A 25801-nucleotide genomic window follows, 5' to 3' on the forward strand; every position below is an offset into this window, starting at 1 on the left:
GGGGAATATGTAGTGGAGTATGGTTTTTGGTTGCCGATTTTTGGGGGATGGCTTCGAAATGTAGATGATGAATCTATGCCGCCTACGTTTGAGTATGCAAAACAAACAGCGCAAGCGGCAGAACAATTAGGTTTTTCAACAACCCTTATTGCGGAATTAAACTTAAATGATATAAAAGGTGTTTCAGCACCAAGTTTGGAAGCATGGACAACTGCGGCAGCACTTGCTGCGGTAACAGATCGATTAGAGATTATGACAGCTGTAAGACCTGGTTTTCACAATCCAGCAGTTACAGCGAAAATGGCAGCGAATATTGATCAATTAAGTAATGGCCGTTTTACATTGAATGTAGTTTCAGCATGGTGGGAAGAAGAAGCGAGACAGTACGGCGGGGTATTTACCGCACATGATGAACGATATGATCGCACAGAGGAATTTGTAACAGTTTTGAAAGAGCTTTGGAAAGAAGAAGAGTTTTCTTATAAAGGGAACTTTTATGAGCTTCATCATACACATTTAAGTCCAAAACCTGTGCAGAAACAAGGCATTAAGATCTATGCAGGTGGTGAGAGTGAGCGAGGAAAAGAAGTAATTGTAAATCACGCGGATGCATATGTAATGCATGGCGGAACAGTGGAAGAAGTATTTGTGAAAATAGAAGATATGAAGAATCGTAGAAAGAAAGTCACAGAGGAGCCATTGCAGTCATTCGGGCTTGCGGCTTACGTCATTTGTCGTGATACAGAAGAAGAGGCGTTAGAGGAATGGGGACGCATAACGGATGTGAAAGACGATGCTTTAGGTTACGCGGGTTATCAAGACTTTATTAGTAAATCGCATTTGGAACAGCAAGTGAAGCTCAATGATTATTCCGTATCTAATCGCGGGTTACGTCCTAATTTAATCGGAACACCAGAACAAATTGCAGAAAGGATACTTGCTTTTGAAAAAGTGGGTGTTACGTTATTACTTTTACAATTTTCACCGCAGCTTGAAGAGATGAAACGATTTTCTGAAAAAGTGATGCCATTAGTTGAAGCAAAAAGAAAGGAATTGATTACAAATGAGTAAAATTTACATATTACATGAGAATAAGGAATGGACGAATCATTTGGTGAAAAGGTTGGAAGAATTAGAGTTACCTTATGAGGAATGGTTTTTGGATGAAGGAACTGTTTCGTTAGAACAAGAACCTCCCCAAGGTGTTTTTTATAGCCGCATGAGTGCTTCTTCACATACGAGAGGGCATCGATATGCACCTGAATTGACTGAAGGGGTTCTTGCTTGGCTAGAGGGATACGGGCGAACAGTATTTAATGGATCTCGTGCATTACGCCTTGAAGTAAGTAAATTGAATCAATATGCAGCATTAAGAAAATTTGGGATACAAGTGCCGAAAACAATTGGTACTGTTGGCCGTGATAATATAGTAAAAGCAGCAAGGGAGTTAGGGGAAGTACCGTTCATTACAAAGCATAACCGTGCAGGTAAAGGCCTTGGTGTTCAACTTTTTCATTCTATTGATGCTTTAGAACAATATTTGGATGGTCCGACATTTGAAGAACCTATTGATGGAATTACTTTAATCCAGCAATATATTGAAGCGCCAGAACCATATATTACACGTTGTGAGTTTGTAGGCGGTCAGTTTGTATATGCAGTTAAAGTAGATACATCAGAAGGATTTGAGCTTTGCCCGGCAGATGCATGCTCGATTCAAGATGCTTTTTGCCCAGTAGGAGAAGAGAGTAAGAAAGAGTCGTCAACAAAATTTGAAATTATATCGGACTTCCAAGAGCCAATTATTGAACAATACAAAGAATTTTTGAAAGAAAATGAAATTACTGTCGCTGGTATTGAATTTATCCGCAGTTCGGATGGAACAATTTATACGTATGATATTAATACAAACACAAACTATAATTCTGACGCAGAGTCTGTAGCGAATCAATTTGGTATGCTTGAGCTTGCTAAATTCCTTGGAATAGAATTAGAAAAACAAGTAGAGTCAGTTAAATAATGTTGATTAAAAAATAAGGTTCTGGTGCAAACCTTTGCTAAATTAATAGTATCAGTATGTCCAAGTTTAAGAGCGTACTTACAAGGTTTTTAGAGTTTTTGCACCAGCAAGAAAAGTATCAGTTTTTATGTTGTATTTTTTTTCCTTTCCTAGCACTACTCCATCGCATCAAGATAAAAGAACGAGTGATTCCATTGTATGGTTATGTGCAAAACATAAACTAGTAGAAGTTTTGTATTTTTTATCCTACGCATCCCCACCCTGCACAAAAAAATATTTCTCAACATTTAATTTGTTGAAAAAGATTGAATATTCTCTATAAAGAGAATATTATGTTTCTATCGGCAAAAAAACGATAATTCGCAGACACTGGGGAGGAAATGCATTGAAAAAGAATAAGAAGTTAAAACCATTATCAGTTTTAGCAACAGCGGCAGTACTAAGTAGTAGTTTTGCTTTTGGAAGTCATGCGGCGTATGCTGATTCGCCATCATCTCTACCAATAGATGAGCATTTAATACCGGAGGAGCGTTTGGCAGAAGCGCTAAAACAACGGGGCGTAATTGATCAATCTGCATCACAAGCTGAGACGTCAAAGGCTGTCGAGAAATATGTTGAGAAAAAGAAAGGGGAAAACCCTGGTAAAGAAATCTTGACAGGAGATAGTCTTACGCAAGAAGCTTCTGATTTTATGAAAAAAGTAAAAGATGCAAAAATGAAGGAAAATGAACAGGCGCAGCAGCCAACAGTAGGGCCAGTAGCTGGACAAGGTGCAGGATTGAATTCTAGTAAATTAAATGGAAAAGTACCTACTGCACCAGCGAAGCAAGAAGAGTACAACGGTGCTGTTCGAAAAGATAAAGTACTTGTTTTACTTGTAGAATTTAGCGATTTTAAGCATAACAATATTGATCAAGAGCCAGGATACATGTATTCTAAGGACTTCAATCGTGAACATTATCAAAAAATGTTATTTGGTGATGAACCATTTACGTTATTTGATGGATCGAAGATTAATACATTTAAACAATATTATGAAGAACAATCTGGCGGCAGCTACACAGTTGATGGAACTGTAACGGAATGGCTTACTGTTCCAGGGAAAGCTTCAGATTACGGTTCGGATGCAGGAACTGGCCATGATAATAAGGGTCCTTTAGGGCCACGTGATTTTGTGAAAGAAGCATTAAAAGCAGCGGTAGCAAAAGGAATTAATTTAGCAGATTATGATCAATTTGATCAATACGATCAAAATGGTGATGGAAATAAAAACGAGCCAGATGGCATTATTGATCATTTAATGGTTGTACATGCGGGCGTTGGTCAAGAAGCTGGCGGCGGTAAATTGAAAGATGATGCGATTTGGTCTCATCGTTCAAAACTTGGGTCAAAACCATATGCGATTGATGGCACAAAATCTTCTGTTTCAAATTGGGGCGGAAAGATGGCTGCATACGATTATACAATCGAGCCTGAAGATGGAGCGGTTGGTGTGTTTGCGCATGAGTATGGTCATGATTTAGGCTTACCAGATGAGTACGATACAAAGTATTCAGGACAAGGTGAACCTGTTGAGTCATGGTCTATTATGAGCGGCGGCAGCTGGGCTGGAAAAATTGCAGGAACAGAGCCAACAAGTTTCTCACCACAAAATAAAGAGTTTTTCCAAAAGAATATGAAGGGTAACTGGGCGAATATCGTTGAGGTAGATTATGATAAACTTCGCACGGGAGTCGGTGTTGCAACATATTTAGATCAAAGTGTTACAAAATCAAAACGACCAGGAATCGTTCGTGTTAACTTACCAGACAAAGATATTAAAAATATCGAGTCAGCATTTGGTAAGAAGTTTTATTACAGTACAAAAGGAAATGACATTCATACAACACTTGAGACACCAGTATTTGACTTAACAAATGCCACGAATGCTAAGTTCGATTATAAGGCATTCTACGAACTTGAAGCGAAGTATGATTTCCTTGACGTATATGCGATTGCAGAAGATGGAACGAAGACACGTATTGATAGAATGGGCGAAAAAGATGTAAAAGGTGGCGTGGATACAACTGATGGTAAGTGGGTTGATAAAACTTACGATTTAAGCCAATTTAAAGGGAAAAAAGTAAAACTGCAATTTGAGTATTTAACAGATATTGCAGTAGCTTATAAAGGATTTGCGTTAGATAATGCTGCATTAACTGTAGATGGCAAAGTTGTTTTCTCAGATGATGCAGAAGGCGGGCCAGCAATGACGTTAAAAGGATTTACGGTGTCTAACGGATTGGAACAGAAAAAAAATAACTACTATGTAGAGTGGAGAAATTACGCTGGTTCTGACACGGCGTTACAACATGCGCGTGGTCCAGTGTTTAATACAGGAATGGTTGTATGGTATGCGGATCAAAGCTTTACAGATAACTGGGTAGGCGTTCATCCAGGTGAAGGATTCTTAGGAGTAGTAGATTCTCATCCAGAGGCAATCGTAGGAACATTAAACGGACAACCGACTGTGAAGAGCAGTACGCGTTATCAAATTGCCGATGCGGCATTCTCATTTGATCAAGCGCCAGCATGGAGAGTAGACTCGCCAACTCGCGGTATCTTTGACTATAAAGGATTACCAGGAGTTGCAAAATTTGATGATTCTAAGCAGTACATCAACAGCGCTATTCCAGATGCAGGACGTAAGTTGCCGAAACTAGGATTGAAGTTTGAAGTAGTAGGTCAAGCTGAAGACAAATCTGCAGGTGCAGTTTGGATTCATCGATAGAATAAGGTGAAACTATGAGAGCTGTCCATAAGTTGGTGAAACTGACTTATGGACAGCTCTATTTTTATTGTGGAAACCATAATGAAAATATGAATTTTTGCATATTTTGAAATTCAGTATATCCTCCGAAAAGTTTTGATTGTATAATGTGTTTTGTCATATTATTTTAGGTTTTTCGACAAAAAACAACAAAAAATAGAAGACGTATTGGGAGAAGGCATTATGTACACAAAACTATTAAAATCAATTACATCATTATCACTTATTGGTGGTGCGTTATTATATACAAATGGCAGTGATGTGAAAGCTGCGGAAGCGGGCGTTTTTTCTGATGTACCAACATCGCACTGGTCATATCCTGCGATTAAAGACTTAGCGAGCAAAAATATTATTTCAGGTTATGGAAATGGGATGTTTGGTTTTGGTGATGTTGCGACGAGGGAGCAAGTTGCAGCTTTAATTTATCGTGTGTTAGTACCGAATAAGCAAGGCGGTACGTTTAGTAATGATGGTGCTCGTTATGTATTACAAGATGGGTCTACTTTAAATAATCCGTATCGTGATATTCGCTCAGGTTCTACAATGTTTCCGGAAGAGGTTTTAACGTTAACGAAATTGGGGATTTTTAAAGGTGATGGAAATGGCGGTTTTAGACCGAAAGATTCTGTTAGCCGCGCAGAAATGGCGCAAATTATTAAAAATGCGTTCCAAGTTTCAGCTAAACAAAAACATACATTTAATGATGTTCCAAATGGATTTTGGGCAGAAAATGCGATTAGTGCGGTGCAGTCAAACGGGATTGCATCTGGTACAGGAGACGGGAAATTTGAACCAGCTAAAACGGTAACGCGTGAACAGTATGCACAGTTTTTATATAATGCATTGAAATATAAAAAGCCTGAGGTTGCGGTGCAAGATACAGGAGATGCGGCATTATTAGCAGCATTCAAAAATGAAGTACAAACGCGTATTAATACGTATGAAACGAATATTACACTTCCATATAAAACGAAAAACAGTAATACAAAAGAAGTGATGAATACACTTTTCACCGCATATAAAGAAGTCGCAAGTAAAAATGAGTATACAAATTATAATAGATCGAATGTTTCATACTCACTATCTGGATCGCCAGGGAATTATACGTTTACGCTAAATATTACATATCGTGAAACGAAAGAACAAACAGAATATGTGATGAAACAAGCGAAAGCGATCGTTTCTTCTATTATTCAAGTCGGGATGGATGATCATGAAAAAGTGAAGGCGATTCATGATTATGTTGTAAAACATGTTTCTTACGATACGTCTTATAAAGCGTATACAGCATATGAGGCACTCGCGAATCGTTCTGCCGTTTGCCAAGGTTACACACTATTAACCTATCAATTATTAAAAGAAGCTGGAATTGAGAATCATTTTGTAGTAGGAACTGGAGACGGTCAGCCTCATGCTTGGAATTTAGTTAAAATCGATAACAAGTGGTACCATCTTGATACAACATTTGATGATCCAGTGCCAGATGAACAAGGCCGCGTAACATATTCTTATTTCAACTTATCTGACGAGCAAATTGCAAGAAATCATGAGTGGAACCGCGAGGACTATCCGCAAGCTACAACAAACTATTATAGTACATTAACAAATAAAATTGCGACAGGTGGTACGAAAGCACCTACATATCAGCAAATATTGAAAGATACAAAATTAAATTATTTAGCAAATGAATACATCGCCAATAACTATACTGAGTTGAAAAATAAAATGCAGCAGCGTTATAGCGAAAAACCAGAAAAGATTGAAGTTCTTTATAAGCAATCAATGGACGGTTCACTGCAAGATGTGAAAAAAGTAATTGGAGAAATCGGTTATCCGCAAGGAGCGAACCGTGTTTCTTATAAAGCTGAGCCGTATAATGTGAAAGAAGGATATTCTTTAGTGACGATTACGTTTATGTAAAAAAGAAACCTAGATCCTATGAGATCTAGGTTTCTTTTTTGTACCTAAATTTGACATATACAGTCAGACTGTATAAAATAAAACTATACAGTTCGACTATATAGTTTAGCTATATATTAATCGTTACATTGGAGGTCTTTATGAATAGAGATAAAAATTTACCATTAACGGAAACAACGTATTACGTTCTTTTAGCTTTATTAGAGCCAGCTCATGGATATTTAATTATGCAAAAGGTGGAGGAACTTAGTAATCATCAAGTGAAAATCGCAGCGGGTACATTGTATGGTGCGGTTGAAAATTTATTAAAGCAACAATTAATAGAATCTGTAAAAAGTGAAGATAAACGAAGAAAAGTGTATGTCATTACTGAACGCGGGAAAGAAGTATTACATTTAGACTTTATGAGAATGCAGCACATTATTGGGGTTACAAAAAGCTTATTAAATGTATAGTTAGGGGGAAGCAAAGATGTGGAGATTGAAATTCTTTTTAGACTTTGAGAAAGAAGAGAAATGGTTAGAAGAGATGGCTTGGAAAGGCTATCAACTAAAAAGTAATACATTCGGTTATAAATTTAAAATCGCAGAACCAGAGGATGCGACAATTAAAATAGATTATAGAATATTTTATAGACGAAGTGATTTTATTAATTATTGTACGTTATTTGAAGATAGCGGCTGGAAGCATATAGCCGGTAAATGGTGGGCAGGCACGCAATATTTTAAAAAGATAGATGAGGAAAGTGAAGATGACATTTTTTCAGATCAAATGTCACGAGCAGGGAAGTATAAACGTTTATCTAAGACATTTTTAGAATTAGCAATATGCTATTTGCCGCTGTTAATCCTATTTATGTTTAATAATACAATTGATTTAGGAGTGATTTTAAATCCGAAAGGCCTATACTATACACCAGGATTATGGGATATGCACGGTGCAGCATTTTTAGGATCATTATTATTTGAAACGCCATTTGCATTAATGAGAGGTATTTCATGGTTGTTTATCCCAGCTGCGATTGGTATGTTTTTCTTTTTCTCATATAAAGCAAATCGATTGTATGAAGAGAGAAGATACTAGGAGGACCCCCTTAAAGTTGATGCTTTGAGGGGGATTCTTTTGAATTTGTAAATGGTGTACTTGGTTAGCTTGATGGGCATGTGGTACTACCCCAAATAACAATAAAATCCTTTGAAAATTAATATAGTTTTTTAAAAATAGAGATGATATGATGGATAATCATACCATTTTTTTCGCTTCATGTATGATTTTACAGTAGGATAACTCTATATTAAGATAATATAAATAAGGGAATGTATTAGTAACAGGGGGAGAATAATGAAAAAGTTATTACAAGAAATTATAAATTGGATCAGTATGACCGATGAACAGATTGTTATTGGCATTTCAGGACACGGTGCTGCCGGAAAAACAACGTTCGCCAATAAGCTCATAAACCAATTAAATCAAAATAAAGTGAGTTATATTAATACAGATCCATACATTGTTAGTTCAAATGTACGAAAGTATACAAATATCCATTATACATATCAGAATGAAAATCATTATGATAAAATGACAGCTTGTCATCCATCAGCCCATCATTTGTCTGCGTTAGAAAGAGATGTTCAAATGGTAAGAGCTGGTTTAGATTTTTATACAATGGATACACATTATATAAAAAGTGAGTTAATTTCTTCGAAAAATAAGGTGACGATTGTAGAAGGAATGAGTGTCGCATTTATTAATCCAAATTTATTTGATTTGAAAATTTACTTCTATACAGATGGAGAAACAGAATTAATGAGAAGGTCTAGCCGTGATATTATTGAAAGAGGAGCCGATATTAATTACTTAAGGAAGTCTCATGAAGAACGTCGGATTCAGTATGAAGTGTTTATGCATCAGTATAGTCAACGTTTTGATATTATTATCAAAAATTCCAATGAAACAATATGTTTAGAAAAAAATACATTTGAGTTTTATAAAGTTTAAATACAAATACTTTATTTAATAAAATAGCAAGTTAGTGAATAAATTTTTCATATTTTTTCGGAAGGATGTTAAGCAATGAGAGCACCGTATCAAGTATTGATATTTCCTTATATAAAAACTGACGATTCCATTCAATATGCCATTTTTAATCGAAGTGATTATGGTTATTGGCAAGGAATAGCTGGTGGTGGAGAAGATGGTGAGACTCCTATTGAATCAGCAAAACGAGAAGCGTTTGAAGAGGCTGGTATTACAAGAGAAAGTCCATATATAAAACTAGATTCTGTGTCTTCACTACCAGTAGAGGATGTAGTTGGTGAATTTCTTTGGGGCGAAGATGTTTATGTAATAAAAGAATTTTCTTTTGGAGTTAAAGTTCCTACAAAAAATATTAAATTATCTAAAGAACACTTCAATTATAAATGGCTGTGCTTTGAGGAAGCCGTAACGCTTTTAAAATGGGATAGTAACAAAACGGCTTTGTGGGAATTAAACAAAAGGCTGTTAAAATAATTAAAGTGTTAGTTAACAAAGCCGATAGTGGAGCGAGAATTAAACAACTTAAAAAAGCTTTGCTACATTACTTATGTAGCAAGGCTTTTTTCTTAGCGTACGAAATCGCGTTTTGTTGGCGGCACCCCATGCCCATCAAGCTAAGATTATATAAGTTTATTCTCACGTGAGATTATTTCTTTTTTCTAAAGGTCCAGTGTAAGTTCTTTAAATATTTGCATACTAAATAAACCCTATCGGGTTATAATTTTTTTAGATTACGCTACTTGATTGTGGGACATAGAAAAGTTGTATACGACGCCTAAGATATCAAAGACTGTTTTCTTCTCATACCTATGGGATTTTCGCCCATTTTTCTGTAGAAGATTGAATAAACGAATTAGTATCTTTGATATCTCTTGAGTGTCTTTTTGTAAAGCTTGATAAAGAAGTGGAAAATAATCTTTGATGATATAAATCGCTTTATATTCACTCAACTCTCGTTTCTTCTTGGTGAGGAGTAATTGGCGCATTTGAAACATAGTGGAGGAACAAAGGAGGATACTAATTAACTGTCCGTATAAATGACACTCTAATCGTTCTAATTTTACAGAATTACAGTGATGAATACGAAAAAATGATTTCCATGTTTTAAAGATAAGTTCAATTTGCCACCGTAAAGAGTAAAAATCGTATACTTGTTCTTTTGGTAGGTATTCCGAAGGGATATTTGTAATGTAAAAGTTAATCGCACTAAGCCGTTTACTGCGTTCTTTATAGGTAATTTGCTTTTTGTGTTCTTTAGATGCTAAATCCTTTTGTCTACGTTTCATTTGCGTTTCAGTTAATTTATACAAAACTAGTCTTGCAGGAAGCTTTTGATACATTCCAATATAAATCTCAGGAATTTCATATGTTTCACCTGACTGTAATTGGTCAATGAATTGCTCCATATCTAATTGGATGTACTCAGAGTGCTTTTTTATTGTTCCATTTTGAAAGTATTCAGGCTCTTTATTCTTCTGATATATACGTGTATTGAGCTTTAATCTTGAAATAAAATAAGCATTACACTCTTTTATCGTATGTAAGTCTTTTAAATCGAAGTATCCTAAATCACGTATACATACATCGTTCGGTTGAAGGGACGTTAAACAAGTAGAACCATACGTTTTATCATTGTGCTTTCCTGATCCTACATGAACATGTAGAAACTGACCACTTAGTAAATCATACTCTAGTTGAATTTTCACGCCAGCATTTTGACCACTACCACCTGAACCTTGATATGTAGAAGTGAATTTATCTGGAATCTGAAAATGTGTAGAATCCAATACACGAATACGTCGAAAATAGTTTGTATACAAAGTTGGAATCTTGCTAGAAGAACCAACTTGTTGGTGAAGTAAATATGCTAAGAGCTGTTGTAAAAACAGAACAGCCTGGGAATTAAAACGTTGATTGAGTCCTTCTGGACTCATAGAAATGCCTGTGTTAGCTTCTAACTGACTACATAATTGTGTCAATGAAGTATGGGCTATGTTTCGACTTAACCAAATACATAGGGCCACTAAATCTTGTGCGCGGTATTTACTTTTTCGTTTCACAAATCCTACATTTTTAGCTAATTGCTCTAAAGCATCAGGTGACATATATCGCTGCAACTCTTTAGAAAACAATTCTAGTTCATTAGAAATAGATAAGTTCATATCAAAAACGCCATCCTTTCCTATGATTCTACAGAAAGAATAACGTTTTTTTCGTTTTATGGATACAATTTCTCTTTAGCTTGATGGTGATGGGGGATACCCCTATTTAATCAAGTTATCTAGTAAATTAGCTCCTTACCTTATTAAGTGAAACGAAAGTAGAATAAATAAAACATTTAGGAAATTTTTTTAAATAATAGTTTTAATAGATAACTGATGTACTTCTTCTATAAACTATAAAAGGGGGGTCTTCCACATCACTATCAAACTAAGACTTAGGAAATTTTCAGGGGAGTGGTGTAGATTATTTAAGAATTTACATACATCATAAATCCTAATGGGGTTTGTTTTTTTCAATTAAGCCGCTCGATCTTTAGAAATGGTACAATTGTAATTGACACCTAATATATCAAAGACTGTTTTTTCTCTTATTGATGAAATCAAATTGGTTGAAAGCGCAGGTTACCTATTAGAAAAGGAAAAAAGGATCATATAAGGAATTGTTGTACTGCACTGATAAATTATACCTGTTTTTTAAAAGAACATAGAATTTATGCTTAAATTATTAAAGAGCGCAAATGTCGAGCTGCTCTATAAAAGTTATATTGCAAATGGCTCTTCATAGTAAAGGAGGATTAATAAATGAGAAAAATAACGAAAGTATCATTGATTTTAATTTTTTGTATAGCGATCGGTGTTTTAACAGGTTTTAAAGTTGGGGATTACCTCGGGAATCACAAAGAGGAGGAAATGATCAACTCGGTTAAAGGGGAAAAAGTCGAAGTGGCAGTGGAAGCTGAAAAACGCATAAATGATACAATGCTCAAAATGACTAATCAAAAGGTGTTATCCGATAAGAAAGAGGGCTTTATCAAAATGAGTGCCGAGAATATTCAAGAAGTAAAAGAGGCAATCACTAAAAGCACTCCAATGTATGTAAAGCATTTAGGAGAGTATCGTATGATCATCGATCGATGGGAACACGGGGATTTTTCTCAAATAGTTAAAGAGCATAATATGTTGAGTAAGTGGAAAGATGGGAACGATGGTAAAGCATATAAAGAGGCTACGCCAGAGCAAGAAAAGGAGTATCTCTTGAAACAAGCAAAAGCTGAATTAAATAAATAATCTACAACAAACAAAGGGTGAAAAAATCGCTCTTTGTTTGTTTTTAGTGTTTATAGGTGAAATGTTGCAAATTTCATTTTCGTTTGAACTTTATTTAAAATATAAGCTGTCCATATACCAAATTCTTAGAGATTACAAGAGGAACATTAGTTGTTCCTCTTTTTATTTTAAACAACAAGAAAGCAGAATAGCCAATGACAAACACAAATAGAGAGATAGGTCGGATTTAATATTTTATATTTATACACATTTATATGTATATTTTATTTGTATAGATTATAAACCAATAAAAATATATACCTTTCTGTAAGAATCCCCCATTCTTCTATATTAACCAATACTTATATTTTTTAAGAATTTATTATTAAATATATATTGATTTAAAGTTTTTTATTCAAAATATCCATTGGAATTTTCAGGTTCCTTAGACCGTTGTTTGTTCTCTTTATAAATTCACATAATTTTCAAGTATAAAAAGCACATCTGTTAATAAAAATAGAAACCTATCTGCGGATAGGTTTCTTGTTTATACTTATCGTATCAATTTAAATATTTCCCCAGAGTGGACCCTCACACTTTGAATCGTTTCCGTACCCCTTGAAAGGAATCAAAACCATTCATGGCTATATATAAGAAAAAACCACAGTTTGTGGCCAAACTGTGGTTTTTCAACGTACAATGAATTACGAAAGTTACTAACAATTGCATGAGATTTAATTGTACTCAACCTAAGTATGTATTTGTTAAGAAAATTTGCAATAGAACCTGTCATTTTGATTAAGTAAACACAATTATCAACTATGCTCTTGCTCACATGCGACTTCTAGCAAAAATGACTCAAGATCTTTCAATAAAATATTATTTTTTTCAACAATTGATTTAATTACATCAATCCCAATTTTCTTTGAAAATTTGGGATTATCTTCTTTGATAAAGCTCTCCGATTCATTCATATACAATTGTTTTAACCTAAGGATTAAGTAACCATATAAATACAATAACAGAAAAGTTGCATCATCCATGCTATCCATTATTCTTAATTTTAATGATGCATTACAACTTATTACAACAGTAGAATTTTCATTAACCATACAAGTAATATCTACATCTGTGTCTCTAACTCTAAGTGTTATCTTTTTTAGTTCTCCACCATTACTTATAAACGCTTTGGTCGCTATTAGTTCTGTCGTCTGGTAAGATGCTCCTGTAAAAACATTGGCGTCATCAGTTACATTTCCTACAAAACCACTAATATTTTCTAATTTTGTTTCGGCGTTTAATATTCCATCACGTTCCGTATAAACATAAAATAACCAGTTAAACATATCAGGTTCAAGAGAGTATTCAGTATTTGTGAGGGAAATATTGTGTTCACCAATCAGTTTTTTAAATCTACTAATATTGTAATCATTTGACGTAATAATAAGGGTTCTGGTGCAAAAAATCTATAAACCTTGGACATACTGATACTATTACTCTAATAAGGTGTGTGATTAGTATGGAAAAGAGAAATTTGTTCAAATGGAAGCACTATCAGCCTGATATTATCTTATTAACAGTAAGATGGTACCTACGGTACAATCTCAGTTTTCGTAATTTAGTGGAAATGATGGAGGAACGGATCCGACGTTACCTCAAACAAACAAATGACTCTTGGAGAGTCGATGAAACATATATCAAAGTAAAAGGGCAATGGATGTACCTGTATCGTGCTGTTGATTCGACAGGAAGCACAATCGATTTTTGCCTAAGCAAAACAAGAGATCAGAAGGCTGCAAAGCGCTTTTTCAAGAAAGCTTTGCGGTCTTTTCATGTTTCAAAGCCTCGTGTTATAACAGTCGACAAGAATCCAGCTTATCCTATAGCAATTGAACAGTTGAAAAAAGCATACCTAACGGTATGCGACTTAGACAACAAAAGTACTTGAATAATATAGTAGAACAAGATCATCGCTTTATCAAGAAACGAATCCGTTCTATGCTAGGGTTCAAATGCTTTGACACAGCTACATCCATTCTTTCTGGAGTAGAAGCTATGCATATGATTAAAAAAGAACAGATTGATTTACGGGACCAGTCTGTCCAAAATCAGAAAGAATTCATCCATCAATTGTTTGAACTTGTAGTATAAAATACAATTCTGTTAGGAACATATGCATTTTATTGGTTTTCATTTTATCTTTGCACCAGAACCTTATATACTAATACACACTGAGAAATATTTAGGGCTATAATTAAAAACAGATCTTTTCCTTTATTTTCTAAATACTATTATATACTAAAGGGTTAAGTTAGGTACATTCCAAATTTGATTTCCCAATATATAGGGCAAGTTCTGTAATAGGAGGCGGTTTCGTAAGATGGTTTTATAAATCATGAAAAAGTTATATACAGACAGTCAAAATAATAAAATATCCTTTTTTATTACAAGAAATCCTAAAAATTTCGTTCTAGGGGTTGCAATAAATCTTTAGCTTGATAGCGATGTGGCGGCACCCCATGCCCATCAAGCTAAGATTTTAAAGTACCACCTAAATGGAATTTTTTTATAGCACCGAAGTTCATTTTATGATTTTTGGGGAAGAATGTGCTTCTTAACTTGATACCGCAAAAAAACAAACAGGAATGACTATTAAGTCATTCCTGTTCCTTAAAGAAACCTTCTATGGTACTAGTAACTTCCTTGAATGCTTCACCTTGGACACTAGAAATTGATAATCCTCCAATTATATTTTTCCACTGTGAATTTACACTATCCTAGTTATCATCCCAATTTTCAGTAATATGCTTATAAGCTTTAAAAGGTTTATCACGACTTGGTGAAACATATTTTAAAGCATCTATCAACTCTACAAACTCCAAAACACTTCAGGCCCTTCTTTTAGAATTGGAGTTACCTCTTCGTTTCGAGATAAAACTTCCATTTAGGTGGTGCTATTAAATTTAAAAAGCTAAAACAAGCATAACCCCGTTCTAAATTTAGGACGGGGTTAAAATATAGTTGTTTAATTTCCGATATAAGATACTTCACTGTACTCAAAAATATAACAATAAAGTCGATTGATAATCTAAGGTTTATTCCGCAATAGCGCCCGATTGCGGAAGACCAAGAAAATGATTATGATTGCTGCTTATAGCTTGTTGAACTAACGCACACGTTACTTTAAGTGAATTGATTCACAATCTTACTGGGAATTTACCTAAAAAAGCTGAATTAACTTAATAAAAAAAGGACTCCCTTTTTGGGAATCCAATTCATTCAGTGTCACTTTGGTTAAAGTCTAATCTTCTCGGTTCGCAACACTGTCATTAGCCTCATCGGCACCTTCGCCGACTTTGTTACCCATCGCTCCTCCTGCAACAGCTCCTGCAACGGTACCAAGTGGACCAAGAACAGAACCCAAAGCAGCTCCAGCGACAGCACCGACACCAGTTCCTACCGCTTCGCCAGTATCATTATCAACACGGTTACGTTCGTTTTTATCAGCCACTCATCTCACTCCTTATTTAGAATAGGCAAGTGCATTCCAGCACAATACCTTACATATTTTGACCTATAAGGACAGATTTATGCGAAGTGTTAGAATCCTGAGGATCTAGCAAACCGGCGCTTTACATAGCGATGATCTTGTTCTATGTAATTATTGAAATGTTTGATTGTAGAATGAGTAGTACTTTTATAAAAGTTATTCACCTTTAATTTTTTGAGTGAACAAAGTAAAGAAAGGGCCTTATCTGTTGTCAGAACCGTTGGTTTTCCAAAAGTTTGAACGAGTCGTTTCATAAAAGCATACGCAGATTGTGTATTCCGTTTCTTAAGTTGATGGGCATATGGCGATACCCTTTAATCGTAATCAGCATTATGATAATCGTTATTTAAGCTGGGCACTCTTCCATGGGGACGATATTCTATGTGAAAGGTATTATGTTATTACTTATACTGAGGCTCTTCATGTTCAATTTGTTGAAGACGAGGATTTAAAGATTCAATAATTTCTTGAGTTTGTTGTGCTGCACCTTTATATAATTGTTTTGCTTGCTTGTTATCAGTATCAAGAACAAATCCTTCTAGGCATGCTTGAGCACTCTTTAATCCAGCGATAGTTTGTTTAAGTTTAGTACTTACTGTCATGTAGTATTCCTCCTTGTAAATGTACTTCAAAATATAGAATGCCTATTTTGTTATCATAGTACGATTTCCAATTTTAGGGATATGCGAATGAGAAATTTTATAGTTAATCATTCAAAGGAGAATTTTTTAGCTAATAGATGTATGGAATAGTTTTGTCCCAATAACAAAAACTAACAGAAATAAAACGATAATATATAAAGGAGATTAAATATGCTGAAAAAGATAGGAAGAGTTTTCCGAGTATTCCTCTTTTTATTTATCGGTGGATGTTTAGTTCTGTTTGTTTGGGGGGAAATTGACAGAACAATAGCCGAAAAAAATGGGGTATTTAGCCAGAATTCTAGTCAATACCCTATGCGTCAAAGTGATATTACTATGTATACAGATGGGAAACAGTTAAACAATCAATTATTCTCAGATATAGAGAAAGCAAAGCATTACGTGCATATTAACTTTTTTTCTATTGCTGATGATAAAGTAAGTCATCAGTTTCTAGAGCTATTGCGGAAAAAAAGTCAGGAAGGTGTAGAAGTATACTATGCAGTGGACAGGTTAGGTGGAATTTTACTAAAGAAAAAGGAAAGAGAATTATTAGTTAAAAAAGGAGTTCATTTTACATATTACAATAAACCTGTTTTCCCTTATCTTTTTTCTTCTTTGGATCATCGGAATCATCGTCGTATTTCAGTTATTGATGGAAAGGTTGGTTACATTGGCGGATTCAACATTGGAAAGAAGTATTTGGGGGAAAAAGAAAAACTTGGTTATTGGAGAGATTATCATCTTCAAATACGAGGAGAAGGAGTTCAAGATTTAGAACACCAATTTGTATTAGACTGGAATAAAAACTCAGAGAAACCGATTCCGATACACAATGCGGTAAAGGAAAAGGGAGCAACCTCGCAACGATTTACTGCATATTATAGTGGAGAAAAACTTGGGCAAGATTATGCAATGCTGTTTCAACAAGCAAAAGAATCCATCATTATATTAACACCTTATTTTATACCAAAAGACAGAACTATTTGGAACGCATTAGTAGATGCAAGAAAGAGGGGAGTCAGTGTCAAAATTCTATTCTCACCTCATTCGGATGCACTATTAGTTAAAGAAGCAGCATATCCATATATCCGAAAAGCATTAAAACAGGGGATGGAAGTATATGGTTATAAAAATGGGGTGTTACACGGTAAAGTATTTTTGATTGATGAAAAAGTATTGATGGTTGGGACCGTGAATTTTGATTCACGCTCGTTTCATTTAAATGAAGAAATGAACTGTTATATTCATGACCCTATCTATATTTCGAGAATAAAACCAGTGATTAATGCAGACTTACAAAATTCAAAGAGGGTAACATCCTCTGACGTCAATCAATTATCTATAAAAGAAAAAATGAAAGAAAAGGTTGCAAAAATGTTTGAGTATTATTTGTAAAGACAAAGTATTTTTATATTAGGGATAGTTTCACATTGCCATCAAGATAAGAAATGCAAATACCCCATATCCATCAAGCTAACAAGGACGAGTTACCCCAAAACGATAAAAACGATCAACATGCATCAAAAAAACCACGCTAAGCAAAAATACAATGAGCTGTCCATATGGACAGCTCATTTACATAATTACCGTTATTGGTAGTTGTATCCGAATACCGTAAAAATTGCTAATCCATTAGGAAAATCTAAATCTCCAGCACCAAAATCTCGAACATGTATAGGAACTGTAGGATTGGTAATATTATAAATTTCTACTGTGTTATCTCCAGTATTTGCGACATAAAGAGTAGTATCTGTAATAGCCAATACAGCAGGAGCATTTAAATCTCCAGCGCCGAACTCTCCTACACGAACAGGGGTTGTAGGATTGGTAATATTATAAATTTCTATCGTGTTATCTCCAACATTTGCGACATAAAGAGTGGTACCTTTAGTAGCTAATCCGGCAGGGACATTTAAATTTCCAGCGTTAAATTGCCCGACACGCACAGGAACCATAGGATTAGTAATATTATAAATTTCTACTGTGTTATCTCCAGTATTTGCGACATAAAGAGTGGAATCTGTAGTAGTCATGCCGGAAGGGAAATTTAAATCTCCAGCGCCGAACTCTCCTACACGAACAGGGGTCGTAGGATTGGTAATATTATAAATTTCCACCGTGTTATTACCACCATTTGAGACATAAAGAGTGGTACCTGTAATAGTTAATTGATCAGGAACATTTAAATCTGCTGTACCAAATTCTCCTATGCGTATAGGGGCTATAGGGTTATTGATATTGTAAATTTCTACACCATCTCCTAAATTCGCGATATAAAGAATAGTATCTGTAATAGCCAATCCCGCAGGAGCTAAATTAGTTACTGATGTAAACTCTCCTACACGTATAGGAGCCGTAGGATTGATAATATTATAAATTTCTATCGTGTCATCATCGATACCGCCGTCAGAACTAGATACATAAAGAAATTTAGCTTTCACAATAATAGGAGGGGCAGCAGGTGGAAAAGCAGGAAAAAGTCTATGACAGCATTTTTTTTGTTTTGAAAAATATGAGTTCAAAACAGTTCACCTCTTTTTTTGAAATTGAATATAATTATTTATATTCAAATCGGATAATTAAGCTTGTATGCTTATCTAATAAAATTGACGATGTATATTCTATTCATATGAGGTTAACATAACGTCCTATTATCAGTAGCAAGAATAAGGAGGAACCCTAATCTCATAAGTAAATCTCCTTTTTTGTTCTATGGATCTATGCATTTTTTTATACATTCCTATCCTGGCATGGTTTTTAGGTTACTGGATTAGCAGAAAAACTGTATAAAATCTTGCATACTCTTAGCCTGTTTTTTTTCCGAAATGCTGGCGGTACCCCATGGCTATCAACCTAAAATTTTATAGTACCCCCAAAACGAGAAAATTGGCATCTCCAGGTGAAAATATACATTTTTTGTTTTGGGGCAACTAGTTTCATTAGCTTGTTGGGCATATTGGTGGAACCCCGAAATGGACATTTGAATAGATAATGCCTTCCTTAAAATAACCTTAATTAAAACATAGTTTTGATAATATATGGAAAATAAATGGTGCAATTTTCTGGTATAGCCTAAATAAAATTTATTTTAGAAAAGGGGTAGAAGGGAAATGTTCCAGAAGTTCAAGTTTTATTTAATGAGCATTGTAATTAGTTCAATGTTAGGCGGAATTATTATAGGTGCTAATTTCTTGGTCCATAACATATATAATTTAGTTGCAGGTAAAGAATATCATTTTAATATGTGGTCTTCTATTATTATATTTAGTGTTGTATTTATTTCGGGTTTCTCGTACGCGTTGAAGAAGGGGCCAGATATATTTGTTAATGATTAAACCAATAGCAATTATTGTAGGCGCTGCCGTGATCTGGGTGGCGTCTTGTTTGTTGTTAAGGAAAGATAACAAAACTAAATTTCCTTAAAATGAAAAAAAACGCTATTCTTTCTGTAGAATCATAGGAAAGGATGGCGTTTTTTTATGTCTGTTTCTGTGTCTGACGAATTACAACTATTTGCTCAAGAGATTCAAAGTTTTTTATCTCCAAATGCCTTACGGGATCTTGCTAGAGATGTTGGTTTTGTACAACGAACCAGTAAGTACCAAGCAAAAGATTTAGTAGCTTTATGTGTATGGGTGAGCCAAAATGTAGCTATGACTTCTTTAACTCAGTTATCTAGCTGTTTAGAAGCATCAACAGAAGTACTCATCAGTCCTGAGGGACTGAATCAACGGTTTAATAAGTCGGCCGTCCTACTCTTACAACAGCTACTAGCCGAACTACTAAGCAAAAAATTGGCCGCATCTATGCCGATTTCTTCTCCATACACTTCTGTTTTCAAGCGTATTCGTATTTTAGATTCAACTGCATTTCAACTCCCGGATGTATTTTCATCGGTTTATCCAGGTGCAGGAGGATGTAGCCATACTGCTGGGATAAAAATTCAACTTGAGTATGATTTGTTAAGCGGACAGTTCTTACATATTCATACAGGTCCAGGTAAACAACATGATCGTACTTACGGCTCTCTGTGTGCCCCAACTGTGACGGCAAATGATTTATGTATCCGAGATTTAGGTTATTTTCATTTAAAAGACCTTCAATATATACAAGATAAAGAGGCCCACTATATCTCTCGTATCAAGTCGAATACACGTATGTATCAAAAAAATCCTAACCCTGATTATTTTCAAGATGGAAGAATTAAGAAAGGTACAGAGTATATACAGTTAGATATGGAGATATTTGTCCTTTTTAAAAGAAACCGTACAGGATAAACGTATTGTTCTTCTCGGTGAAAGTACACATGGTGCCAAAGAAATAAACCAATCTAAAGTACGGATCATTAAGTATTTGCATGAAGAAATGGGATATGATGTACTGGCATTTGAATCTGGATTTGCAGAAGCAAATGCTGTTAACCAAAAACTGGACCGATTAACTGCTACTCAAGCCATGAAACAATCTTTAGAAACCGTATGGCATACAGAAGAAATTGAGGAACTGTTTCATTATCTAAAAGAGCAAAAAGAAAAAGGGACTCCACTGATTTTAACTGGATTTGATACTCAAATTTGGTGGGAATCATCTTTCCCACAATTTGCAAAAGAATGGTTAGAGAAAATTAGTCCTGAAATTGCTAATGATGTTGAATTAGCTGATAAAGAATTGGTCGATATAGAGCGGACATTTACCCCAAAAGATAATCAGTATCCGTATGAACAATATAAAAAGGAGATTCAGCCAGTAATAGACAAATACGAAAAAATCAAAGCATTTATTCAAGAGCATAAAACTGAATTACTCGAGGTCGCACCAATTAATACATATGATGTAAATCTGTTAGAGAAAGCCATTAGTATACGAATTGATACGATTAAAACACATCAAGATGCTAAAGTAAAAGAAAAAAACTTAATATTCTCACCGAATCCAAAAGCGTCTGAGTTCTCACTTTATATTCGAGATCAGAAAATGGGACAAACTTTAGCATGGTTAAGTGATATTCAATACAAAAACAAAAAAATCATCGTATGGGGACATAACTATCATATTCGAAAAAAAAATTCAAAGATGATACTCGATTTTACTGATATACAAAAATATAACTTTGTAGCACCGAATATGATTGATTACATGCCTAAACGTATTAAAGATCAAATGTACATGGTCGGTGTGTACGCTTATAGTGGAAGCAGCTGGAATAGCGGTATTAATGAAATAGTTCCTGTAGAAACTGATCACACGGAACAGAGTATTGAAAAAATATTAAGTGCTGCACAATCCCCACATATATTTGTCAATTTAAAAGGTGAAAAAAACCGTCCAGAAACCTCTTGGATGTTCTCTCCTACTGCGGGAAGATACTGGGGTCTGAAGGAATCTGAAGAAATTATGAATCCAATTGAACAATATGATGGTATTCTATGGCTAGACCATATTACACCATCGCAAATGAAATAAATAATTGAAGTAGGTCACAATTACTTTGTTATGGAAAACAAACAATCAGATGAAACAATAAATGTACAATATGACTTAACATAGTAAAATAATATTTGGATGGGAGTCCAATACATATTATTAAAATTAAAGTGGTTCAAGTCGGAGGAAGGCACCTTAGGGTGTCTTTTCTTTATTACTTCAATTTGTAAATTAATAAAAAAAGACTAGCAGCATATACTAGTCATTCTAAATGAGGTATCGCCACACCGCTATCAAGTTAAGAAATACATTCTTCCCCAAAACGAAAAACACGAACTAAATTTCTATGGACAACTAGAAAAGAGGAAATTTTCGTTTTGGGGATACTTCAAAATCTTAGGTTGATGGGCATGGGGTAACGCCACATGCCCATCAACTTAAGAATTTAGAACTCCCCCAAAAAATTATGAGTTTTTTGTTACAAGTTATCACAAAATTTTCGTTTTTTGGGTAGTTTTATTTTCTTAGCTTGATTGCGATGAGCGGTACCCCATAAAGGCCCCTGATACATAATTGATGTTCTGCCATTTGTAGAAAACAATCCACTTATACCATTTTAACAAGAAGAAATATCTCGTCCATGTTGTAATATTGGCTTACGTTAAGCTTGTGAAAAAAACATATTCATGTATAATACAATTGATGTATGATACATTAGTTGTAGGAGGGTGACCTTTTTGAAAAGAGAAGATGCCTTAAAACTAAGAACAGATATTAAGAAAATGATTATAATAACTGGGGTTTTTGAATCTCAAAATTTGCCCAATGGACCATTTGAAAAACCTTTACCAACTTCTCAAATGATGGCGTTAGAGGAACTAGAGGTGGAAAAATTAACTGTTTGGCAACTATCCAATAAACTTAGATTAGAGACTTCAACTGTAAGTAGATTGGTAGATAAGTTAGTAAAAAAGGGGCTTATTTATCGTGAAGTAAATGAAAAAAATAGAAGAGAACTTTTTCTGCACCTCACAGAAAAAGGTCACATAACTGTTAATTGCTTAAGAGAGCAATCCATTACATTTTATCAAAGTATTCTCAATAATTTATCAGAATCAGAACAAAAAATAGTTGTGGATGGTTTTGAATTATTTATTGATTCTATTTCTAAGCCTTTTGATTAGAGTGAGGTAAATCATAACATTTGGAGGGTAAAATGAGTTTGGATTTTGAACGTCCTATTATTGAATTAAAAGAGAAATTTGATGAATTAAAGAAAATTATGAAAGAAAATAATGTAGATTTATCGCCAGAAATTCATGTATTAGAAAAACGTTTAAATAAAATGCAAGATAAAATTTATTCTAATATTACACCTTTTCAACGAGTTCAAATTGCAAGGCTACGTAACCGGCCCACGACATTGGACTATATACCTTTATTGTTTACAAACTTTCTCGAACTTCATGGTGATCGATTATATGGTGATGATAAAGCAATGATAGGTGGTATTGCAAAATTTAAAGGGATGCCCGTTACGGTTATTGGTCATCAAAGAGGTAGAAATACAAAGGAAAATATAGAAAGAAATTTTGGAATGGCACATCCAGAAGGTTATAGAAAAGCGCTAAGACTTATGAAACAAGCTGATAAATTTAATCGCCCTATTATTACATTTATTGATACAATAGGCGCCTATCCAGGGAAAGGGTCTGAAGAACGTGGAATTTCTGAAGCGATAGCTCGAAATCTATTTGAAATGGCTACACTTAAAGTGCCAATTGTTTGTATTGTAATTGGAGAGGCATCAAGTGGTGGAGCTCTTGGCATTAGTGTCGGTAACCATATCCATATGTTAGAGTATTCATGGTACTCGGTAATTTCGCCAGAAGGAGCAGCATCTATCCTATGGAAGGACGCTAAGTATGCTCCAGAAGCTGCTGAACATATGAAAATTTCAGCAAAAGATTTAAAACATTTAGGAATTATTGATGAAATCATTCCTGAAATTAAAGGTGGAGCACAAAATGATATAAAATCACAGGCAAAAGTGATTGAATCTGTAATCGAATCATCTCTAAAAAAATTGATACTATTATCCTCGGAAGAGCTTGTACAACAGCGGTATGAAAAGTATAGACAAATAGAGAATTATAAATGAAAATATTTAAAGTCCATATTACATTTCGGAGGATTCTCGCAAAAAAATTCTAAATATTTTGTAAGTAACCTCTTAAACTGGGATATGCTGATACTATTACTCTACAAAAGGTGTGTGATCGGTATGGAAAAGGAAAATTTGTTCAAATGGAAGCATTATCACATACCCATCAACTTAAGAAATTGATTGTTCCCCAAAACGAAAAAATGAGCTGAATTCTCATAAATAACTGTAAAAAGGTGAAAATTTCGTTATGGGGGGTATCTCAAAAGCTTAGGTTGATGGCAATGTGGTGCTCCCCCTGTTAGTAGTAATTTTAATATCACTATGGATAAATTACTTTTAAAACTTTACTTCCGAGAACGATAATTATGTAAATAAGCTGTCCATATGGGCAGCTTATTTTATTTTTTGTTTAGCACGGGGATCTTTTCCGATAGTTTTTTAGCAGAAGCAAGCAGCTCCAACGATGATTAATAAAATAAACAATACAACTAATAAAGCAAATCCTCCAGCGAAGCCCCAGCCGCCACAACTACCACCAAAGCCCATAACAGTTCCTCCTTTAGATAGGAGGGGGAAGACAAAGGTTCACTCATGTGTTTTAACGGATTCAATTTACTTTATGCATTTATGAATGGAGCAGGTCCTTTTGAAAATAAAGAAAAGACACCTTATAAGGTGTCTTTCTTCGATTTGAAACATTTTAAGTTTAATAATATACGGTCTCGCCACTGACCTATTAGGCTGGAATTTTATAGTGTTTCTGAACAAAATTTTGTGCTAATTTTGAATTCTTAAGTTGATGGGGATCCTTTTACGTTTTATCATTTTTAAAAAAATCCTTCATTATCTTAGCGCCTTTAATATTCACCGTCACAGCTTCTACTTTATCTTTCTTCTCATCTTTAGCAATCGTAATTTGTTCCTTATTATCAACCCACACAAGAAACTCTTCTTTTGAGTCATCTTTATATGTAACGGTTATAGTAGAATGCGCAGATTGTTTCTTTTTTTGATCTAGTGTGATTGTTTTCGGTGTTCCTTTTTGGACTGCTGAAGCGATTGATTGTATCATTTCCTCGTTATCTGTTTGAGATTTGGAACTAGTATTACTTGTTGTTCTAAGCATCTCAATGTTGGTAATGTCTGCAGAGTTTAATTGAATGGCATTTTTCGTATTTTCTTGCTTAGTTGTTGGAGTATTATTTGTAGTAGAAGTGCTTGTACAGCCTATTAAAGTGAAAGATAGAGCGGTTAGAGCGCATATAGATATGATTTTTTTCATAGTATCCCTCCTTACGTTTAATTATAACAATTTTCTGTTATTTTAAGTAGTTATTGTAAGGAGATAATTTTGTAAATCATAGGGAGACATGTTTACTAGTTTTAATGATGTTCGTATGAATAATATGAAGCGTATATATGAAAAATATGCGGTTCATTCACTATCAAAATCAAAATTCACATAATTTTTTTCATATTTTATGTTTAACATTTCGAAAATGGGTGTATTACATATAATATAACAAATAATTCATTTTAGAGGAGGAAGTTAAAGATGGAAACGAAGTATAGTAAACCTTTTGTATATGAATTTATTACGGAGAAAGAGGTCATGAATGCAGCGAATGATCTAGTGAAGAAAGGAATCGACCAAAAAGATATTTACGTATTAACACATGAGAAAGAAAGGACAGATAGAATCGCAGACAATGCAGACGTGAATACAATTGGAATAAAAGAAGAGGGACTTGGGACAAGTATTATTAATGTTTTTCAAAAAACAGGAGATCAGTTAAGAAATAAGATGCAAGAATTAGGACTTAATGAGGAAGAAGCTAACTTTTATGAAGAAAAACTGGATGAAGGGAAAATCTTGTTATTCGTTAAGGATTTAGAAAGAGTCGGTGAATGGTTACAAGAAAGAAGATGCACGTATTCTATTTAAATTCATACTCTTTAAA

At 34.5% G+C, this 25801-nt stretch carries 22 protein-coding genes and 4 pseudogenes; 17 read left to right on the forward strand and 9 right to left on the reverse strand.

The window, feature by feature from the left end; translation table 11 throughout:
* Positions 1–12: 12 nt before the first annotated feature.
* The 8 genes from NSQ08_RS03480 (at position 13) to NSQ08_RS03515 (ending at position 9260) form a co-directional block, all read left to right on the forward strand.
* The gene (locus tag NSQ08_RS03480; protein WP_113709112.1) at positions 13–1071 is read left to right on the forward strand and encodes an LLM class flavin-dependent oxidoreductase; all 1059 of its coding nucleotides are present in this window, start codon (positions 13–15) and stop codon (positions 1069–1071) included.
* Complete coding sequence (locus NSQ08_RS03485) at positions 1064–2020, forward strand: ATP-grasp domain-containing protein (protein ID WP_340771576.1); 957 nt, start codon at positions 1064–1066, stop codon at positions 2018–2020. The genes NSQ08_RS03480 and NSQ08_RS03485 overlap by 8 nt, the downstream gene beginning before the upstream one ends.
* 385 nt (positions 2021–2405) lie before the next feature.
* On the forward strand, positions 2406–4790 hold the full coding sequence (locus tag NSQ08_RS03490) for an immune inhibitor A domain-containing protein (RefSeq protein WP_340771577.1): 2385 nt from the start codon (positions 2406–2408) through the stop codon (positions 4788–4790).
* 222 nt (positions 4791–5012) lie between these two features.
* Complete coding sequence (locus tag NSQ08_RS03495) at positions 5013–6749, forward strand: S-layer homology domain-containing protein (RefSeq protein WP_340771579.1); 1737 nt, start codon at positions 5013–5015, stop codon at positions 6747–6749.
* A gap of 140 nt (positions 6750–6889) precedes the next feature.
* Positions 6890–7204, forward strand: a complete 315-nt coding sequence (locus NSQ08_RS03500) for a PadR family transcriptional regulator (protein ID WP_001078071.1) — start codon at positions 6890–6892, stop codon at positions 7202–7204.
* Between the two features lie 16 nt (positions 7205–7220).
* Positions 7221–7832, forward strand: a complete 612-nt coding sequence (locus NSQ08_RS03505; protein ID WP_002035046.1) for a DUF2812 domain-containing protein — start codon at positions 7221–7223, stop codon at positions 7830–7832.
* A gap of 258 nt (positions 7833–8090) precedes the next feature.
* Positions 8091–8747 carry a uridine kinase family protein gene (locus tag NSQ08_RS03510; protein ID WP_002125725.1) on the forward strand — a complete coding sequence of 219 codons (657 nt, stop codon included), beginning with the start codon at positions 8091–8093 and terminating at the stop codon, positions 8745–8747.
* Between the two features lie 75 nt (positions 8748–8822).
* Positions 8823–9260 (forward strand): NUDIX hydrolase, encoded by a 438-nt coding sequence (locus tag NSQ08_RS03515; protein ID WP_001202613.1) that lies wholly within the window; start codon positions 8823–8825, stop codon positions 9258–9260.
* Positions 9261–9517: 257 nt separating this feature from the next.
* On the opposite strand, the gene NSQ08_RS03520 is transcribed toward NSQ08_RS03515, so the two are convergent.
* On the reverse strand, positions 9518–10948 hold the full coding sequence (locus tag NSQ08_RS03520; protein WP_340771586.1) for an IS4 family transposase: 1431 nt from the start codon (positions 10946–10948) through the stop codon (positions 9518–9520).
* Between the two features lie 642 nt (positions 10949–11590).
* On the opposite strand from NSQ08_RS03520, the gene NSQ08_RS03525 reads away from it, so the two are divergent.
* Entirely contained in the window at positions 11591–12076 is a 486-nt protein-coding gene (locus tag NSQ08_RS03525; protein ID WP_002130387.1) for a DUF6241 domain-containing protein, read from the forward strand.
* Positions 12077–12870: 794 nt separating this feature from the next.
* On the opposite strand, the gene NSQ08_RS03530 is transcribed toward NSQ08_RS03525, so the two are convergent.
* The gene (locus NSQ08_RS03530) at positions 12871–13401 is read right to left on the reverse strand and encodes a hypothetical protein (protein WP_227494006.1); all 531 of its coding nucleotides are present in this window, start codon (positions 13399–13401) and stop codon (positions 12871–12873) included.
* A 173-nt stretch (positions 13402–13574) separates the two neighbouring features.
* Between NSQ08_RS03530 and NSQ08_RS03535 the strand changes: the two are divergent.
* Positions 13575–14206, forward strand: a pseudogene (locus NSQ08_RS03535) (IS6 family transposase).
* 506 nt (positions 14207–14712) lie between these two features.
* On the opposite strand, the pseudogene NSQ08_RS03540 reads toward NSQ08_RS03535, so the two are convergent.
* From NSQ08_RS03540 to NSQ08_RS03555, 4 genes and pseudogenes are all read right to left on the reverse strand, one after another.
* A pseudogene (locus tag NSQ08_RS03540) lies at positions 14713–14922 on the reverse strand (hypothetical protein).
* 434 nt (positions 14923–15356) lie between these two features.
* Complete coding sequence (locus NSQ08_RS03545; protein WP_000764047.1) at positions 15357–15566, reverse strand: glycine zipper domain-containing protein; 210 nt, start codon at positions 15564–15566, stop codon at positions 15357–15359.
* 92 nt (positions 15567–15658) lie between these two features.
* Positions 15659–15892 (reverse strand): annotated as a pseudogene (locus tag NSQ08_RS03550) (DDE-type integrase/transposase/recombinase); the annotation flags it as partial.
* Between the two features lie 114 nt (positions 15893–16006).
* Positions 16007–16207 (reverse strand): DUF1657 domain-containing protein, encoded by a 201-nt coding sequence (locus NSQ08_RS03555; protein ID WP_000218933.1) that lies wholly within the window; start codon positions 16205–16207, stop codon positions 16007–16009.
* A 210-nt stretch (positions 16208–16417) separates the two neighbouring features.
* Here NSQ08_RS03555 and NSQ08_RS03560 point away from each other — a divergent pair, with 210 nt between their 5' ends.
* The gene (locus tag NSQ08_RS03560) at positions 16418–17644 is read left to right on the forward strand and encodes a phospholipase D-like domain-containing protein (protein ID WP_340771596.1); all 1227 of its coding nucleotides are present in this window, start codon (positions 16418–16420) and stop codon (positions 17642–17644) included.
* A 194-nt stretch (positions 17645–17838) separates the two neighbouring features.
* Here NSQ08_RS03560 and NSQ08_RS03565 read toward each other — a convergent pair whose 3' ends face one another.
* A complete protein-coding gene (locus NSQ08_RS03565) occupies positions 17839–18771 on the reverse strand; it encodes an LVIVD repeat-containing protein (protein ID WP_002140670.1) in 933 nt (310 codons plus the stop codon).
* A 588-nt stretch (positions 18772–19359) separates the two neighbouring features.
* Here NSQ08_RS03565 and NSQ08_RS03570 point away from each other — a divergent pair.
* The 5 genes and pseudogenes from NSQ08_RS03570 (at position 19360) to NSQ08_RS03590 (ending at position 23834) form a co-directional block, all read left to right on the forward strand.
* Positions 19360–19584 (forward strand): hypothetical protein, encoded by a 225-nt coding sequence (locus NSQ08_RS03570; RefSeq protein ID WP_016119742.1) that lies wholly within the window; start codon positions 19360–19362, stop codon positions 19582–19584.
* A gap of 144 nt (positions 19585–19728) precedes the next feature.
* Positions 19729–20490 (forward strand): annotated as a pseudogene (locus NSQ08_RS03575) (IS4 family transposase); the annotation flags it as partial.
* A 4-nt stretch (positions 20491–20494) separates the two neighbouring features.
* Positions 20495–21712, forward strand: coding sequence for an erythromycin esterase family protein (locus NSQ08_RS03580; protein ID WP_340771603.1), 1218 nt, complete (start codon positions 20495–20497; stop codon positions 21710–21712).
* 698 nt (positions 21713–22410) lie between these two features.
* A complete protein-coding gene (locus NSQ08_RS03585; RefSeq protein WP_000817662.1) occupies positions 22411–22857 on the forward strand; it encodes a MarR family winged helix-turn-helix transcriptional regulator in 447 nt (148 codons plus the stop codon).
* A gap of 32 nt (positions 22858–22889) precedes the next feature.
* A complete protein-coding gene (locus NSQ08_RS03590) occupies positions 22890–23834 on the forward strand; it encodes an acetyl-CoA carboxylase carboxyltransferase subunit alpha (protein WP_340771610.1) in 945 nt (314 codons plus the stop codon).
* A gap of 444 nt (positions 23835–24278) precedes the next feature.
* On the opposite strand, the gene NSQ08_RS03595 is transcribed toward NSQ08_RS03590, so the two are convergent.
* A complete protein-coding gene (locus tag NSQ08_RS03595) occupies positions 24279–24386 on the reverse strand; it encodes a YjcZ family sporulation protein (RefSeq protein ID WP_078176885.1) in 108 nt (35 codons plus the stop codon).
* Positions 24387–24651: 265 nt separating this feature from the next.
* Positions 24652–25122 carry a hypothetical protein gene (locus NSQ08_RS03600; RefSeq protein ID WP_016119747.1) on the reverse strand — a complete coding sequence of 157 codons (471 nt, stop codon included), beginning with the start codon at positions 25120–25122 and terminating at the stop codon, positions 24652–24654.
* Between the two features lie 273 nt (positions 25123–25395).
* On the opposite strand from NSQ08_RS03600, the gene NSQ08_RS03605 reads away from it, so the two are divergent.
* Positions 25396–25785 (forward strand): general stress protein, encoded by a 390-nt coding sequence (locus NSQ08_RS03605; protein WP_000448809.1) that lies wholly within the window; start codon positions 25396–25398, stop codon positions 25783–25785.
* Positions 25786–25801: the final 16 nt, after the last annotated feature.

This window comes from Bacillus sp. FSL E2-8887, assembly GCF_038007205.1.
Lineage (GTDB): Bacteria > Bacillota > Bacilli > Bacillales > Bacillaceae_G > Bacillus_A > Bacillus_A mycoides.

Coding starts and splice junctions, on each gene's coding strand:
- NSQ08_RS03520 (WP_340771586.1), bottom strand. CDS start 10,948: ATGAACTTATCTATTTCTAATGAACTAGAATTGTTTTCTAAAGAGTTG.
- NSQ08_RS03515 (WP_001202613.1), top strand. CDS start 8,823: ATGAGAGCACCGTATCAAGTATTGATATTTCCTTATATAAAAACTGAC.
- NSQ08_RS03555 (WP_000218933.1), bottom strand. CDS start 16,207: ATGACAGTAAGTACTAAACTTAAACAAACTATCGCTGGATTAAAGAGT.
- NSQ08_RS03595 (WP_078176885.1), bottom strand. CDS start 24,386: ATGGGCTTTGGTGGTAGTTGTGGCGGCTGGGGCTTCGCTGGAGGATTT.
- NSQ08_RS03500 (WP_001078071.1), top strand. CDS start 6,890: ATGAATAGAGATAAAAATTTACCATTAACGGAAACAACGTATTACGTT.
- NSQ08_RS03570 (WP_016119742.1), top strand. CDS start 19,360: ATGTTCCAGAAGTTCAAGTTTTATTTAATGAGCATTGTAATTAGTTCA.
- NSQ08_RS03530 (WP_227494006.1), bottom strand. CDS start 13,401: ATGTTTAACTGGTTATTTTATGTTTATACGGAACGTGATGGAATATTA.
- NSQ08_RS03495 (WP_340771579.1), top strand. CDS start 5,013: ATGTACACAAAACTATTAAAATCAATTACATCATTATCACTTATTGGT.
- NSQ08_RS03510 (WP_002125725.1), top strand. CDS start 8,091: ATGAAAAAGTTATTACAAGAAATTATAAATTGGATCAGTATGACCGAT.
- NSQ08_RS03560 (WP_340771596.1), top strand. CDS start 16,418: ATGCTGAAAAAGATAGGAAGAGTTTTCCGAGTATTCCTCTTTTTATTT.
- NSQ08_RS03505 (WP_002035046.1), top strand. CDS start 7,221: ATGTGGAGATTGAAATTCTTTTTAGACTTTGAGAAAGAAGAGAAATGG.
- NSQ08_RS03605 (WP_000448809.1), top strand. CDS start 25,396: ATGGAAACGAAGTATAGTAAACCTTTTGTATATGAATTTATTACGGAG.
- NSQ08_RS03600 (WP_016119747.1), bottom strand. CDS start 25,122: ATGAAAAAAATCATATCTATATGCGCTCTAACCGCTCTATCTTTCACT.
- NSQ08_RS03525 (WP_002130387.1), top strand. CDS start 11,591: ATGAGAAAAATAACGAAAGTATCATTGATTTTAATTTTTTGTATAGCG.
- NSQ08_RS03590 (WP_340771610.1), top strand. CDS start 22,890: ATGAGTTTGGATTTTGAACGTCCTATTATTGAATTAAAAGAGAAATTT.
- NSQ08_RS03485 (WP_340771576.1), top strand. CDS start 1,064: ATGAGTAAAATTTACATATTACATGAGAATAAGGAATGGACGAATCAT.